The sequence below is a fragment of the Streptomyces sp. NBC_00631 genome (genome assembly GCF_045206895.1).
GTDB lineage: Bacteria > Actinomycetota > Actinomycetes > Streptomycetales > Streptomycetaceae > Streptomyces.
In genome coordinates this window covers 10,668,863-10,683,231 of the sequence record NZ_CP107734.1, presented here as the reverse complement: position 1 = coordinate 10,683,231, position 14,369 = coordinate 10,668,863, and the positions used below count along the sequence as shown (strand labels likewise).

Sequence of the window (14,369 nt, the reverse complement as noted above, 5' to 3'; positions counted from 1 at the left end):
CCGGCCCGAGGACACCGCCTGCCACGCCTGTCCCGGCCGGGCAAGGCCGTTCCGTATCGTGTTCGACCCCGGCGGCCCGTCCCGGCATGATGACGTGATGGATCTTGAGACGGAACGGCCGCCGGGCGCACGGCAGTTGTTCGAGGCGCTGTGCGCGCACGAGGGCCCCGGCGTGCGCGGTGCCGTCGTCGAGCCCTGGCTGGAGCGGTGCGGGAGCGCCTGCCGGGCCGAGATCACCGCGGCCCGGCATGCGGCCGTCCTCGCCGAGCCCGGCCGGGAGGCGCTCTGGGAGCTGTACGCGCTCAGCCGGGTCAGCGACATCCTGTTGCTCGCGTTCCAGCCGCCCGGACACCACCCCTGGACCGGGGCGGGCCTCACGATGGACGCGTACCTGGAGCTCCTCACGCGCCTCGGCATGGCGCCGTTCGAGGAGCCTTCGCTCTTCGACCCCCTTCTGCACGAGATCATGCAGGTCGAGCAGGCGGTCGATCCGGACGAGCCGATCACGGTCACCGGGTGGTGTGGCCCGGGCTGTGGCCGGGCCCGGTGGTCTTCGCGCGGGCCGGGGTCCGGGTGCGGGCGGGGGTACGGCACGCCGAGCGCGGGGTGGCCGACCGCGCCCCGCTGTACTGGGCCCACCGCAGACGCCACCGCCGTACCGTGGACCTGTCCCAGGGCTGGGGGTCCAACTCCCAGTGGCGTACGTCCTTCCGGGTCGATGTCCGGCTCGCGGGCGCGGACCGTCTCAACATCGCCGACGGTGACCAGCACGTCGACTCGGTGGCGGCCGACGAGGCCGGCGGGCTGCTCACCCCGGCCGAACGCCGCGAACTGCTGTGCCATCGCTGCCTGCTGCGGGCCCCGCTGAACCCGTCCGTGCCGAGCGCCGACGCCGGTCTGTTCCCCTTCGACTGGCGGCTGGAAGGGGCCGGTACCGGCTCGCCACCGTGAGCGGCGGCCGACAGGCTGTCGGAATCCACGGGCGGCGGGAAGGTCTATCGTGTCCCCATGTCCGTCCCCGAGTTGATCCGTATCGTCTCCCGTGACTCACCGATGGCGCTCGCTCAGGTGGCCCGGGTCCGGGCCGAGTTGGCGGCCCTGTGTCCGCAGGTGCGCACCGAGGTCGTACCGGTGAAGACCACCGGCGACAAGTGGCTCGGCGATCTCTCCAAGGTCGAGGGCAAGGGCGCGTTCACCAAGGAGGTGGACGCCGCGCTGCTGGCCGGTGAGGCGGATCTCGCCGTGCACTGCGTGAAGGACGTGCCGGCGGACCGGCCGCTGCCCGCCGGGACCGTGTTCGCGGCGTTCCTGAAGCGGGACGACATCCGCGACGCCCTCGTCCACCCGGACGGGCTGACCCTGGACCAACTGCCGCCGGGCACCCGGATCGGCACCTCGTCGGTCCGCCGGGTCGCCCAGCTGTCTGCCACCCACCCGCATCTGGAGTGCGTGCCCTTCCGGGGCAACGCCAACCGGCGCCTGGCCAAGCTCGCCGCCGGTGAGGCGGACGCGCTGCTGCTCGCGCTGGCGGGCCTGGAGCGGATCGGCCGTACGGACGTGATCAGCGAGGTGCTGGACCCGGAGACGATGATGCCGCCCATCGGCGCGGGCATCCTCGCCCTGCAGTGCCGGGAGGGCGACACGGACCTGATCGACGTGGTGAGCGGGCTCGGTGACCCGGCCACCCACCGGGAGGCCACCGCCGAGCGGATGTTCCTGCACGTGCTGCAGGGGCACTGCAACAGCCCGATCGCCGGCTACGCCCGGGTCGACGGCGGCGGTGAGCTGTCGCTGCGCGCCTGCGTGTTCACCCCGGACGGCAAGACGCGGCTGAACGCCCACGAATGGGCGGGCCGACTGGACCCGGCCACGCTCGGCACCTCGGTCGCCGTGGCCCTGCTCCGCCAGGGCGCCCGCGAGATCATCGACGGCATCCCCCACTAGGCACTCCGCTGGATGGGGCCGGGACGTGCCGTCGTTCGGCTGCGGCGCCGTGGGGGCTGGTCGCGGCCGCGTGGCGGTAGCCGCATATCGGATACGCCCCGCGCCCCTTCGGGGGCGCTGTCCACTCAGGGAGTGGTAGGGCCCGGCTCCGTCTGGTCCTTGAGGAAGGCGGTCACCTGGTGGGCCAGGCTGCCGGGGGCGGCGCCCTGGCAGGCCGTGGCGGTGGTCGACTCCAGTACGCCGATGCCGCCCGCCCACAGGCGGCGCTCCGTCCACTCCTCGTCGACCCGGAGCTGGACCTGGATGTCCACCTGGGTGAGGGCGGCCTCGGAGCCGGCGGCGTAGATGACGGCGGTGGCGCGGCGCAGCGGGTAGACGTCGAAGCCCTCGATGAACTGGGAGTTGCGCCAGTCGATGAAGGCGCCTTCCCCGTCGGGGCCGACCCGGACGTCGATCTGACCGTCCTCCAGTTGCACGCTGAAGTGGCCGGAGCCGCGGTTCTCGATGGTCACCCGGACACTGAAGTACGTCAGCCCGGCCGCGGCGTCGTCGCGGCCGCGCGGCGGCTCGGACTCCTCCAGGCGGTGGACGCGGACCCGCAGACCGGCATGCTCGTCGTACTCGTGCCAGTCCCCGACCACGTTCGGCTCGTACACAGTGCCCCTCTCGACCCCCGCTGTTTATCTGTGGGCTCAGCGCACTGTCAAATGAGCGGAATGCGCTGTGGCCAGGGGGTTCGCCCGCTTTGATCGCTGATCAAGCGTTGCGCAGCGGTTATCCCGCCCCGGGGGTCCGGGGCGGGTCGCGGGCGCGTGCCGCACATCACGTCGGCGTGCCTCCCGCCTGCCGCGGGATCAGCGGGCCAGACGGCCAAGCAGCGAGGAGGCCGCGGTGACACCGAGGGCGGCGGCGACCGCCAGCACCCCGAAGTCGAGGCCGAGGTGGGAGGGCGTGCCCAGCAGCAGGCCGCGCAGAGCGTCGACCTGGTAGCTCAGCGGGTTGATCTTGCTGACCACCTGCAGCCAGCCCGGCATGATCGCCACGGGGTAGAGGGCGTTGGAGCCGAAGAACAGCGGCATGGTGATCGCCTGCCCGATGCCCATCAGCCGGTCCCGGCTCAGGACGATGCCGGCGATGCTCATCGACAGGCAGGAGAAGAACGCGGAGGCGAGGACGACGGCGAGCCCGACCCCGAGCAGCTTCAGCGGGTTCCAGGTGAGGGAGACGCCGAGGATCGCGGCGATGACGATCACCACCACGGCCTGGATCAGGGACTTGACCCCGGCCGCGAAGGCCTTGCCGGTGATGAGGGCCGAGCGCGGGGTGGGGGTGACGAGGAGCTTGTTGAGGATGCCGGCGTCGCGCTCCCAGATGATCTGGATGCCGTAGAAGATGGCGATGAACATCGCGGACTGGGCGATGATGCCGGGCGCCAGGTAGTCGATGTAGGGGATGCCGCCGGTGGGTATCGCCCGGATCCGGGTGAAGGTCTGGCCGAAGATCAGCAGCCAGAGGGCGGGCTGGATCGCGCGGGTGTAGAGCTCGGTGCGGTCGTGGCGGAGCTTCTGCAGCTCGACCGCGCACATGGCGACGACCCGGGCGGGCAGCAGCCGCCAGCCGGAGCGCGGCTGGGGTGGGGTCAGCAGCAGGGACGTGCCCGTGCGCTCAGCCGACACGGTTCGCGGTGCGGCGGGTGCTTCGGACATCGCGGAAACCTCCTGACTGGTCGTCGAGGCCGCTGCCGGCCACGTCGCGGAAGACGTCTTCGAGGGTGGGCAGGGTGTCGGTGCCCTGCCGTTCGGCGAGGCCGCGCCTGAGTTCGGTGGGGGTGCCGAGGGCGCGGATCCGGCCGCGGTACATGAGGCCGACCCGGTCGCAGTGCTGGTCGGCCTCGTCCATGTAGTGGGTGGTGACCAGCACGGTCATGCCGGTGGCGGCCCGCACGGAGTTGATCTGGTCCCACACCCCGGTGCGGGCGATCGGGTCGAGGCCGATGGTCGGCTCGTCGAGGATCAGCAGCCGGGGCGCGCTGACCAGCGCCTGGGCCAGTTCGAGGCGGCGGACCATGCCACCGGAGTAGGTGCCGGCGAGCCGGTCGGCGGCATCGGCCAGGTCGACGGCCTCCAGCGCCTCGGCGACCCGCGCGGCCCGCTCGCGCCGGGGGACGTCGAAGACGCGGGCGAACAGCTCGACGTTCTCGCGGCCGGTGAGCCCGCTGTCGGCGGACAGCTGCTGCGGGACGTAGCCGAGCAGCCTGCGCACGGCCATCCGCTCCCGGCCGGTGTCGTGGCCGAAGACGCGGACCATCCCGGCGGGGACGGGCAGCAGGGTCGTGATGCACCGGATGGCGGTGGTCTTGCCGGCGCCGTTGGGGCCCAGCAGCCCGAAGACCTCGCCCTCGCCGACGCTCAGGTCGAGTCCGTCGACGGCCTTGGTGTCCCCGAAGGAGTAGGACAGCCCGGTGCAGGCGACTGCGATGGGGTCCGGGTCCGTTGTCATGATTCCTCGGCCTCCTCGTGCAGGGTGTCGGCCAGCCTGCGCAGCGCGGGAAGGGCCGCTCGCAGCGCCTCCCGGTCCGCCTCGGCCAGCCGGGCGACGTGGCCGGCGACGAGTTCCGCGCGGCGGCGGTGCCAGTCGGCGAGCCGTTTCTCGGCGTCCTCGGTGAGCAGCAGCCGGGCGGCCCGCCGGTCTGCCGGGTCGGTCTCCCGGCGCAGGTAGCCGTCCTTGACGAGCTGGTTGACCAGGGTCGACACCGAGTTGCTCGCCAGGTACAGCTCCTTGGCCGCGTCCGAGATGCCGATCCCGGGCCGGGACTCGACCAGCCGGAGCAACTCCACCTCTGCGCCGCGCAGCCGCGGCCGGGTGAGTCCGCGGCGCAGCCGGCGGCGGATCAGCCGCTGGATGCCGAGCAGCGCGTCGGCGAGTTCTTCCGGAAAGGTCTCCGATTCCACACCTGGAAGATTACCTCTGCTACAGAGGTATCTCCCTCAAGGGAAGGTCAAAGGGAGGAACCGGAGAGAGACTCGACAGATAAATGGAAGCTATCTCACCTTTTTATCCCAATTGTTTCGCTATGGGCTGTTCGGGGCATGTGCAGTTCAGTGCTTCGGACCGGAGGCACGTGCGTGGGAGCCGTCTTCCGCCTGCCGCCCCCGTGTCCTCCCCGGGTCCGAGCGCGCTCCTCCCACGGTGTCCGTCCACCAGCACCTCGCTGAGGGAGGTACGCGCGATGCGTGCCACGTGCAAACCAAAGTCCCATCCGCACGACGACGCCCCGGACACGGCCCAGGACTTCGTACGGCTGGCCGAACTGCCCGAGGGCCCGGCACGCCGGGCGCTCCGGGACCAGCTGGTCGAGCTGTGGCTGCCGATGGCCGAGCGGATCGCCGTACGGTTCCGCGGCCGCGGGGAGACCCTGGAGGACCTCTACCAGGTCGCCGCCCTGGGGCTGGTGAAGGCCGTCGACCACTACGACCCGGCACGCGGCCGGGCTTTCGAGGCCTACGCCGTGCCGACCATCACCGGCGAGATCAAACGCCACTTCCGCGACCACATGTGGACCCTGCACGTGCCGCGCCGGGTCCAGGAGCTGCGCAACCGGGTCCGGGTCGCCCTCAAGGAACTGGGCCAGACGACCCCGGGGCGCGCCCCCACCGTCGCCGAGATCGCCGCGCGGGCCCAGCTCACCGAGAGCGAGGTGCGGGCCGGGATGGAGGCCCTGGAGTGCTACTCGGCGCTGTCGCTGGACGCCGAGGTGCCCGGCGGCGACGGCTATGTGCTCGGCGACATCCTGGGCGGTCCGGACCCCGGTTACGACCTGATCGTCGACCGCACGGCCGCGGAACCCTGCCTCCAGGGCCTGCCTGAGCGCGACCGGCTCATCCTCTACCTGCGGTTCTTCCGCGGGATGACGCAGAGCCGGATCGCCGAGCAGCTCGGCATCTCGCAGATGCATGTGTCCCGCCTGCTCACCGCCTGTTTCGAGCGGCTGCGCGAGGAGCTGCTGGCCGAGGCCGGCTGAGCTCACCCGGTGGGCGGTGCGCAGGGGATCCGGGTCGGGCCGTACCGTTCGGGGCGTCCGTCAGCTCGGCACGGATCTGGGCGGGCATGTCGCCGGTGCGCCCCCGGACGAGGATCAGGTCCGCCACGTCGCGCAGTCTGATGTCGGTGCGCTGGGAGACCTCCCTCAGCACCTGCCGGCCCTCGTCGGGCCTCAGCCGGCCGAGCGCGACCACCATCCCGGCGGCCTGCTCCACCACGGCATGGGAGGTGCCGGCTTCCTTGAGCTGCTCGACCTCTTCGTGTCACTCGTATGGCCGTGCGGCACCGGGGTACTCGGCAGGCATTCCCACCGCTTCCGGTTGGAGACTGGTGGCAGGCCGGTCCCCCGCCGGCCCCGACACCAGGACGCGAGTGCCATGAACGACGACACGCCTCACCCCGGACCCGCGCAGAAGAAGCGATCGGTGCTCTCCACCCACTCGGTCTTCGGTGCCCCGTGCTGGGTGAGCCTGACCAGCCGCGACCTGCAGACGACCGAGGACTTCTACAGCGCGGTGCTCGGCTGGCGATGGCGCAGTGTCCGGCTCGGCGACCACTTCCGGTTCGCGCTGGCGGACGGGGTACCGGTGGCGGGCATCGCCGCGGTCGCCGCCATGTGGCAGATGGCGGTGGCCTGGACGCCGTACTTCGCCGTACCGGACGCGGACGAGGCGGTGTCCCGCGCCCGTGAACGCGGCGGCACCCCCGCGGTGGGGCCGCTGTCCTTCCCGCCCGGCCGGGCGGCGCTGATCGCCGACCGGGACGGCGCCGTCTTCGGGATCTGGGAGGGGGAACTGGTCTCCAACTGGGAGACCTGGCGGCGGGCCGCCCCGACCTTCATCCGCCTGCACACCCGCGACGCCTTCGACTCCGCGATGTTCTACGGCGAGGTCCTCGGCTGGGCCTCCGACAAGCCGGGCTGCTGCGAGGTCGAGTACGAGGGCGGCGAGGTCGTCCTGCGCAGCCGGGGCGATGCCGTGGCCCGCATCGACTCGGGGGCGGTGGAGGCGGCGCCCGATCCGTCGGTACGGCCGCACTGGCAGATCCACTTCGCGGTCGCCGACGTCACCGAGTGCGCGCGGGCCGCGGAGAAACACGGTGGCAGCGTGCTGAACGAGGAGGACACCGAGGCGATCCTGCGGGATCCGGACGGCGCACAGTTCACGGTGACGACGGCCCGCGGGGCGCGCTGAGCCGTTCGGTGGCGCCGCCACCGTTGTCGGGTGCGGGTGCCTGGGGGTTGGTCGCGCAGTTCCCCGCGCCCCTGCAGGGGCGCGGGGAACTGCGCGACCAACCACGACGGACCCGCACTCGCTTGCGGCCCGCGCTACCTCGACGGCCGCGTCAGCAGGATCAGGCTCCGGGCCTCGGCTCGCAGCCTCGTGCCCGCCTTGCGTTCGCGTTCGTCCGGTACCCCTTCCGGGTCGGCCGTGTCGATGAGGGTCGTCCAGCGCTCGCCGTAGGACTCGTCGGGCAGCCGGAAGTCGACCGGTTCCCAGTAGCCGTTGAGAAGCAGCAGGAACGAGTCGTCGACCAGGCGCCGCCCGTAGGGGTCGCGTTCGGCGATGGCGTCGCCGTTGAGGAAGACGCCGACCGAGTGCGCGTCGGCGCGCTGCCAGTCCCGGTCGGTCATCTCGCGGGCGTCGGGCAGCAGCCACACCAGGTCGGGCAGCGGCTGCCCGGGATGCACGGCGGTCTCGCCCCGGAAGAAGCGCCGCCGACGCAGCACGGGATGGGCGGCGCGCAGCCCGATGACGTACCGGGTGAAGTCGGCGAGCGTCCGCTGCTCCTCGGTCAGCTCCCAGTCGATCCAGGAGACTTCGTTGTCCTGGCAGTAGGCGTTGTTGTTGCCGCCCTGGGTGCGGCCGAGTTCGTCGCCGTGGCTGAGCATGGGGATGCCCTGGGACAGCAGCAGGGTGGCGAGGAAGTTGCGCTGCTGGCGGGCCCGCAGTTCGAGCACGGCCGGGTCGGTGGTCTCGCCCTCGGCCCCGCAGTTCCAGGACCGGTTGTGGCTCTCGCCGTCCCGGTTGCCCTCACCGTTGGCCTGGTTGTGCTTGTCGTTGTACGACACCAGGTCGCGCAGCGTGAAACCGTCGTGCGCGGTGACGAAGTTGAGGCTGGCCCGCGGCCGCCGCCTGCTGTGCTGGTACAGGTCGGAGGAGCCGGTGAGCCGGGAGGCGAACTCGCCCAGCGAGCCGGGCTCGGCCCGCCAGAAGTCCCGTACGGCGTCCCGGTACCTGCCGTTCCACTCCGACCACAGCGGCGGGAAGTTGCCGACCTGGTAGCCGCCCTCGCCCACGTCCCACGGCTCGGCGATGAGTTTGACCCTGCTGATCACCGGGTCCTGCTGGATCAGGTCGAAGAACGCCGAAAGGCGGTCCACCTCGTGGAACTGCCTCGCCAGCGTTGCCGCGAGGTCGAAGCGGAAGCCGTCGACGTGCATCTCCGTCACCCAGTACCGCAGCGAGTCCATGATCAGCTGCAGCACGTAGGGGTGCCGCATCAGCAGGCTGTTGCCGGTGCCGGTGGTGTCGTAGTAGTGCGCCCAGTCCCCGTCGACCAGCCGGTAGTAGGAGGCGTTGTCGATGCCCCGGAAGGACAGGGTGGGACCCATCTCGTTGCCCTCGGCGGTGTGGTTGTAGACCACGTCGAGGATCACTTCGAGCCCGGCCGCGTGCAGCGCCTTCACCATCGCCTTGAACTCGTTGACCTGCTGGCCCCGGCTGCCGAAGGCGCCGTAGGCGTTGTGCGGGGCGAAGTAGCCGATGGTGTTGTAGCCCCAGTAGTTGGACAGGCCCCGGTCCTTGAGCACCCCGTCCTGCACGAACTGGTGCACCGGCATCAGCTCGACCGCCGTGACCCCGAGCGAGGTCAGGTGGTCGAGGACCGCGGGGTGGGCGAGACCGGCGTAACTGCCTCGGAGACGTTCGGGTACCTCCGGATGGGTGAGGGTCAGGCCGCGGACATGGGCCTCGTAGATCACCGAGTCGGAGTACGGCCGCCGGGGCGGACGGTCGTCACCCCAGTCGAAGAAGGGGTCGGTGACCACGCCGAGCATGGAGTGCCCGGCGCTGTCGGCCGGGCACGGGCCGCCGGGGGTGCGCTCGTAGAGGGAGGCGTGGTTGTCGATCTGGCCGTCGATCGCCCGGGCGTAGGGATCCAGAAGCAGCTTCGCCGGATTGCACCGGTGGCCGAGTTCGGGGTTCCAGGGGCCGGTCACCCGGTAGCCGTAGCGCTGCCCCGGTCCGACGCCGGGCAGGTAGGCGTGCCAGACGAAGCCGTCGACCTCGGTCATCGGCACCGTCGTCCGGGTGCCCGCGTCGTTCGCCAGAACCAGGTCGACCCGCTCGGCGACCTCGCTGAACAGGGCGAAGTTGGTGCCCTGCCCGTCGAAGGAGGCCCCCAGCGGGTAGGGGTGCCCGCTCCACACGGGCACCCCCTTACGGGACTTCCTCGCCGTCACCGGGCGCCTTCCAGGACACCGTCCGCGGATGCGGCCAACTGGGCGACCGGAAGCTCGCGCGGCACCCGGAGGACCCGGCGCAGCCGGGGCGCCGGCCCGGTACGGACCAGCGGGACCCGCTCCCCGGACCGGGCCCGCTGCGAGAACCAGATGATCTTGCTGCCGGTCTCCGAGGCGCAGCAGCCCCAGCCGTCGCTGGTCGCGGCGAGGTGCGCCAGGCACGGGCGCAGGTCCTGGTCGGGCCGGAGGTCGCGGTCGTCGTCGCCGACGGCGGTGATGAGATGCTGCCCGTTCCACCACATCTCGATGGACGTGTGCTTGTCCGTCGCGTGCTGGTCGATGGCGGTCAGCAGCAGTTCGGCACCGCGGCAGACGGGTTCCACGAGGTTGTCGAGATCCCAGTAACGCAGATGGGCGGCCAGTATGCGGCTGACCTGTCCCACCCGTTCCGGGCTGACCTCCACGTCGAGGTGGTAGTAGCAGGGCACTGCGGTCTTCATTGTCGCTAGCTCCTCACCCGCGAAGCTCCCGCTCCCCCTCACCCGTTCCGGAAGTCGTTCCGGACGCGCAGCGTGAGCGCTGGTCGCTCCTGAGTCACCTTCACTGTGCGGGCGCTACGCCATTCGTGCAACACGAGAGACACATGAGGTGGTTGAAGATCCAACAAGACGCTCGGTCATCATCCATGCACCATGAGTGAAAGCCTCGATTCGCCGTAACGGCTCCGTGCCCTTCCCTGCCCGGACGCTCCCCCGACCCCGGGGACACGTGCCCATTCGAGAGCGTCGGAAGGAAAGACACGGCCATGCTGCTACCCGCGAAGGCCGAGGTGGCCCGGCAGCTGCGGCGCTACCGGGCGTGGGAGCGCGTCATGCTCGCCTCGCCGCAGGACCGCGAGGTGCGGTCCACCTTCGAGGACTCGGGCTACACGCTGTGCGTGCTGATGGGCAAGCGCTGCGCCCGGGAGGCGGTGGACGCGGCCGAGCGCTATCTGCGCACCAGCCTCGTCACCTACGTGCGAGAACAGCGGGAACAGAGCGGGCGGCCCCGGCTGACCGAGGCGGTCGGGCAGGGACCGCCCCCGGACCGGCGTTCTGCGAGGCAGTGATCCCGCAGGCGGACCCCGCGGGAGGACAACGGTCTTCCGGCACACTACGGACCGCGGAGCCGGGCCCCGGGCCCGGCTCCGCGCACGGCGGAGGTGAGACCCATGAAGGCGACTGAGGCCATCGGCCGCGTTCCGGTGCGTGACGTCCGGCCGGCCGTGGAGTGCGGCCGACGGCCGGCGAAGGCGGTGTCCGGTGAGACCTTCCAGGTCACCGCCACCGTCTTCCGGGAGGGTCATGACGCCGTCGGCGCCAATGTGGTGCTGTGCGATCCCGACGGCCGGCCCGGCCCCTGGACGCCGATGCGGGAACTGGTCGCCGGCACCGACCGCTGGGGCGCCGAGGTCACCCCGGACACGACGGGTCACTGGACGTATCACGTGGAGGCCTGGAGCGCCCCGCTCGTCACCTGGCGGCAGCACGCCCGGGTGAAGATCCCGGCGGGCATCGACACGGGCCTGGTCCTGGAGGAGGGCGCCGAGTTGTACGAGCGGGCGGCCGCCGGAGTCCCCGCAGGCCCGGACCGTGAGCGGGTGCTGGCCGCGGCCCGGGCTCTGGGCGACGACTCCCTCCCCGTGCACAGACGGCTCGCCAACGCCCTCGCTCCCGAGGTGGACGAGGTGCTGGCCCGCCATCCGCTGCGGGAGCTGGTGACCGTCTCCGAGCCGCTGCCGCTGCTCGTCGAGCGCGAACGGGCCCTGTACGGCTCCTGGTACGAGTTCTTCCCCCGCTCCGAGGGCACACCCGAACGGCCCCACGGCACGTTCCGGACAGCCGCCCGCCGCCTGCCGAAGATCGCCGAGATGGGCTTCGACGTCGTCTACCTCCCCCCGATCCACCCCATCGGCACCACCTTCCGCAAGGGCCGCAACAACACCCTGGACCCCGCACCGGACGACGTCGGGGTGCCCTGGGCGATCGGCTCACCCGAAGGCGGGCACGACGCCGTCCACCCGGACCTGGGCACGATCGAGGACTTCCAGTGGTTCGTGGCCGAGGCCGGCCGCCACGGCCTGGAGATCGCCCTGGACTTCGCACTGCAGTGCTCCCCCGACCACCCCTGGGTGCAGAAGCATCCCGACTGGTTCCACCACCGGCCCGACGGCACCATCGCCTACGCCGAGAACCCGCCCAAGAAGTACCAGGACATCTACCCCGTCGCCTTCGACGCCGACATGCCAGGGCTGATCGCCGAGACCGTCCGGGTGCTGCGGCACTGGATGGACTGCGGAGTACGGATCTTCCGCGTCGACAACCCGCACACCAAACCGGTGGTCTTCTGGGAACGGGTCATCGCGGACATCAACCGCACCGACCCCGACGTGATCTTCCTCGCCGAGGCCTTCACCCGCCCCGCGATGATGCGCACCCTCGCCCAGATCGGCTTCCAGCAGTCCTACACCTACTTCACCTGGCGCACCAGCAAACAGGAACTCACCGACTACCTCACCGAACTCTCCGGCGAGTCCGCCGCCTACATGCGGCCCAACTTCTTCGCCAACACCCCCGACATCCTGCACGCCTACCTCCAGCACGGCCACCGCCCCGCCTTCGAGGCCCGGGCCGTGCTCGCCGCCACCCTCTCCCCCACCTGGGGCATCTACAGCGGCTACGAACTCTGCGAGAACACCCCCCTCAAAGAAGGCAGCGAGGAATACCTCGACTCCGAGAAGTACCAGCTCAAACCCCGCGACTGGACCCTCGCCGACACCGACGGCATCGCACCCCTCATCACCCGCCTCAACACCGTCCGGCGCCGCCACCCCGCACTGCGGCACCTGCGCAACCTGCGCTTCCACCACACGGACAACGACTCCGTCATCGCGTACAGCAAGCGCACCGGGCCGGACACGGTCGTGGTGGTCGTCAACCTCGATCCGCACCACACCCAGGAGGCCACGGTCTCGTTGGACATGCCGCAACTCGGCCTGGACTGGAACGCCGTCCTGTCCGTGCAGGACGAACTCACGGGTGAGACCTACTCATGGGGCAGGACCAACTACGTGCGCCTCACCCCTGGCCGGACGCCGGCGCATGTACTCCAGGTAGGGCGGCCGACACCAGCGAACGGAGGGCCCAGCGCGTCATGACTGTCAACGAACCCGTCCCGGACACCTTCGAGGACACACCGGCGAAGGACCGGGACCCGGACTGGTTCAAACGCGCCGTCTTCTACGAGGTCCTGGTCCGCTCGTTCCAGGACAGCGACGGCGACGGCATCGGCGACCTCAAGGGCCTGACCGCCAAGCTCGACTATCTGCAGTGGCTCGGCGTCGACTGCCTCTGGCTGCCGCCCTTCTTCAAGTCCCCGCTCCGGGACGGCGGTTACGACGTCTCCGACTACACCGCCGTACTCCCCGAGTTCGGTGACCTCGCCGACTTCGTGGAGTTCGTCGACGCCGCCCACCAGCGCGGCATGCGCGTCATCATCGACTTCGTCGTCAACCACACCAGCGACCAGCACCCGTGGTTCCAGGAGTCCCGGAAGAACCCGGACGGGCCGTACGGGGACTTCTACATGTGGGCTGACGACGACAAGCAGTACCAGGACGCGCGGATCATCTTCGTCGACACCGAGGTCTCCAACTGGACCTACGACCCCGTGCGCGGCCAGTACTACTTCCACCGGTTCTTCTCGCACCAGCCCGACCTCAACTACGAGAACCCGGCGGTGCAGGAGGAGGTGCTGGCGGCGCTCCGGTTCTGGCTGGACCTGGGCATCGACGGCTTCCGGCTGGACGCGGTGCCGTATCTGTACGCGGAGGAAGGCACCAACTGCGAGAACCTGCCGCCCACCCACGAGTTCCTGCGGCGGGTGCGCCGCGAGATCGACGCCATGTTCCCGGACACCGTGCTGCTGGCGGAGGCGAACCAGTGGCCGGAGGACGTCGTCGACTACTTCGGCGACTACGAGAAGGGGGGCGACGAATGCCACATGGCGTTCCACTTCCCCGTCATGCCGCGGATCTTCATGGCCGTACGCCGGGAATCCCGCTACCCCGTCTCGGAGATCCTCGCCAAGACCCCCGCCATCCCCTCCGGCTGCCAGTGGGGCATCTTCCTGCGCAACCACGACGAACTGACCCTCGAAATGGTCACCGACGAGGAACGCGACTACATGTGGGCCGAGTACGCGAAAGACCCGCGTATGCGCGCCAACATCGGCATCCGCCGCCGCCTCGCCCCCCTCCTGGACAACGACCGCAACCAGATCGAGCTGTTCACCGCACTGCTGCTCTCCCTGCCCGGCTCGCCGATCCTCTACTACGGCGACGAGATCGGCATGGGCGACAACATCTGGCTCGGCGACCGGGACGCCGTCCGCACCCCCATGCAGTGGACCCCCGACCGCAACGCCGGATTCTCCTCCTGCGACCCCGGACGCCTCTACCTGCCGACCATCATGGACCCCGTCCACGGCTACCAGGTCACCAACGTCGAGGCCTCCATGTCCTCGCCGTCCTCCCTGCTGCACTGGACCCGCCGGATGATCGAGATCCGCAAGCAGAACCCCGCCTTCGGACTCGGCTCGTTCACGGAACTCCAGTCCTCCAACCCGGCGGTCCTCGCGTTCCTGCGGGAGTACGAGGACGACCTGGTCCTCTGCGTGCACAACTTCTCCCGGTTCGCGCAGCCCACCGAACTCGATCTGCGGGCCTACGACGGCCGGCATCCGGTCGAGCTGATCGGCTCGGTGCGCTTCCCCGCCATCGGTGAACTGCCGTATCTGCTCACCCTCGCGGGACACGGCTTCTACTGGTTCCGGCTCTCCCGAGTCGACTCCCGCATCGGCCGTCGGCGCTGAGCGTGCGGAG

13 protein-coding genes and 1 pseudogene are annotated in these 14,369 nt (G+C 70.6%); 7 read left to right on the top strand and 7 right to left on the bottom strand.

Annotated elements, in window-relative coordinates; genetic code table 11:
- Window positions 1-516: 516 nt before the first annotated feature.
- Window positions 517-951, top strand: coding sequence for a hypothetical protein (locus OHB00_RS48235; RefSeq protein ID WP_406445027.1), 435 nt, complete (start codon window positions 517-519; stop codon window positions 949-951).
- A gap of 57 nt (window positions 952-1,008) precedes the next feature.
- The gene (hemC, locus tag OHB00_RS48230; protein WP_406445025.1) at window positions 1,009-1,944 is read left to right on the top strand and encodes a hydroxymethylbilane synthase; all 936 of its coding nucleotides are present in this window, start codon (window positions 1,009-1,011) and stop codon (window positions 1,942-1,944) included.
- 125 nt (window positions 1,945-2,069) lie between these two features.
- Here the strand turns inward: hemC and OHB00_RS48225 are convergent, their stop codons facing one another.
- The 4 genes from OHB00_RS48225 to OHB00_RS48210 all read right to left on the bottom strand — a co-directional run bounded on the left by OHB00_RS48225 (window position 2,070) and on the right by OHB00_RS48210 (window position 4,895).
- On the bottom strand, window positions 2,070-2,600 hold the full coding sequence (locus tag OHB00_RS48225; protein ID WP_406445023.1) for a hypothetical protein: 531 nt from the start codon (window positions 2,598-2,600) through the stop codon (window positions 2,070-2,072).
- Window positions 2,601-2,798: 198 nt separating this feature from the next.
- Entirely contained in the window at window positions 2,799-3,650 is an 852-nt protein-coding gene (locus tag OHB00_RS48220) for an ABC transporter permease (protein WP_406445022.1), read from the bottom strand.
- Window positions 3,610-4,443 (bottom strand): ABC transporter ATP-binding protein, encoded by an 834-nt coding sequence (locus OHB00_RS48215; RefSeq protein ID WP_406445020.1) that lies wholly within the window; start codon window positions 4,441-4,443, stop codon window positions 3,610-3,612. Before OHB00_RS48215 ends, OHB00_RS48220 begins: the two co-directional genes overlap by 41 nt.
- Entirely contained in the window at window positions 4,440-4,895 is a 456-nt protein-coding gene (locus OHB00_RS48210) for a MarR family winged helix-turn-helix transcriptional regulator (protein WP_406445018.1), read from the bottom strand. Before OHB00_RS48210 ends, OHB00_RS48215 begins: the two co-directional genes overlap by 4 nt.
- A 278-nt stretch (window positions 4,896-5,173) precedes the next feature.
- On the opposite strand from OHB00_RS48210, the gene OHB00_RS48205 reads away from it, so the two are divergent.
- The gene (locus OHB00_RS48205; protein WP_406445016.1) at window positions 5,174-5,965 is read left to right on the top strand and encodes an RNA polymerase sigma factor SigF; all 792 of its coding nucleotides are present in this window, start codon (window positions 5,174-5,176) and stop codon (window positions 5,963-5,965) included.
- 2 nt (window positions 5,966-5,967) lie between these two features.
- Here the strand turns inward: OHB00_RS48205 and OHB00_RS48200 are convergent.
- Window positions 5,968-6,203: pseudogene (locus OHB00_RS48200) on the bottom strand (ANTAR domain-containing protein).
- Between the two features lie 159 nt (window positions 6,204-6,362).
- Here OHB00_RS48200 and OHB00_RS48195 point away from each other — a divergent pair.
- Window positions 6,363-7,178: a VOC family protein gene (locus OHB00_RS48195; RefSeq protein ID WP_406445015.1), complete on the top strand. Its 816-nt coding sequence runs from the start codon at window positions 6,363-6,365 to the stop codon at window positions 7,176-7,178.
- 134 nt (window positions 7,179-7,312) lie between these two features.
- Here OHB00_RS48195 and glgX read toward each other — a convergent pair whose 3' ends face one another.
- The gene (gene glgX / locus OHB00_RS48190) at window positions 7,313-9,421 is read right to left on the bottom strand and encodes a glycogen debranching protein GlgX (protein ID WP_406446321.1); all 2,109 of its coding nucleotides are present in this window, start codon (window positions 9,419-9,421) and stop codon (window positions 7,313-7,315) included.
- Window positions 9,422-9,444: 23 nt separating this feature from the next.
- Window positions 9,445-9,948 carry a pep a2 gene (locus OHB00_RS48185; RefSeq protein ID WP_406445013.1) on the bottom strand — a complete coding sequence of 168 codons (504 nt, stop codon included), beginning with the start codon at window positions 9,946-9,948 and terminating at the stop codon, window positions 9,445-9,447.
- 305 nt (window positions 9,949-10,253) lie between these two features.
- Here OHB00_RS48185 and OHB00_RS48180 point away from each other — a divergent pair, with 305 nt between their 5' ends.
- The 3 genes from OHB00_RS48180 (at window position 10,254) to treS (ending at window position 14,359) form a co-directional block, all read left to right on the top strand.
- Window positions 10,254-10,556: a DUF5133 domain-containing protein gene (locus OHB00_RS48180; protein WP_406445011.1), complete on the top strand. Its 303-nt coding sequence runs from the start codon at window positions 10,254-10,256 to the stop codon at window positions 10,554-10,556.
- A gap of 102 nt (window positions 10,557-10,658) precedes the next feature.
- A complete protein-coding gene (locus tag OHB00_RS48175) occupies window positions 10,659-12,644 on the top strand; it encodes a maltotransferase domain-containing protein (protein WP_406445009.1) in 1,986 nt (661 codons plus the stop codon).
- Entirely contained in the window at window positions 12,641-14,359 is a 1,719-nt protein-coding gene (gene treS / locus OHB00_RS48170) for a maltose alpha-D-glucosyltransferase (RefSeq protein ID WP_406445008.1), read from the top strand. The genes OHB00_RS48175 and treS overlap by 4 nt, the downstream gene beginning before the upstream one ends.
- Window positions 14,360-14,369: the final 10 nt, after the last annotated feature.

Coding starts and splice junctions, on each gene's coding strand:
- OHB00_RS48185 (WP_406445013.1), bottom strand. CDS start 9,948: ATGAAGACCGCAGTGCCCTGCTACTACCACCTCGACGTGGAGGTCAGC.
- OHB00_RS48180 (WP_406445011.1), top strand. CDS start 10,254: ATGCTGCTACCCGCGAAGGCCGAGGTGGCCCGGCAGCTGCGGCGCTAC.
- OHB00_RS48205 (WP_406445016.1), top strand. CDS start 5,174: ATGCGTGCCACGTGCAAACCAAAGTCCCATCCGCACGACGACGCCCCG.
- OHB00_RS48195 (WP_406445015.1), top strand. CDS start 6,363: ATGAACGACGACACGCCTCACCCCGGACCCGCGCAGAAGAAGCGATCG.
- OHB00_RS48220 (WP_406445022.1), bottom strand. CDS start 3,650: ATGTCCGAAGCACCCGCCGCACCGCGAACCGTGTCGGCTGAGCGCACG.
- OHB00_RS48215 (WP_406445020.1), bottom strand. CDS start 4,443: ATGACAACGGACCCGGACCCCATCGCAGTCGCCTGCACCGGGCTGTCC.
- OHB00_RS48175 (WP_406445009.1), top strand. CDS start 10,659: ATGAAGGCGACTGAGGCCATCGGCCGCGTTCCGGTGCGTGACGTCCGG.
- treS (WP_406445008.1), top strand. CDS start 12,641: ATGACTGTCAACGAACCCGTCCCGGACACCTTCGAGGACACACCGGCG.
- hemC (WP_406445025.1), top strand. CDS start 1,009: ATGTCCGTCCCCGAGTTGATCCGTATCGTCTCCCGTGACTCACCGATG.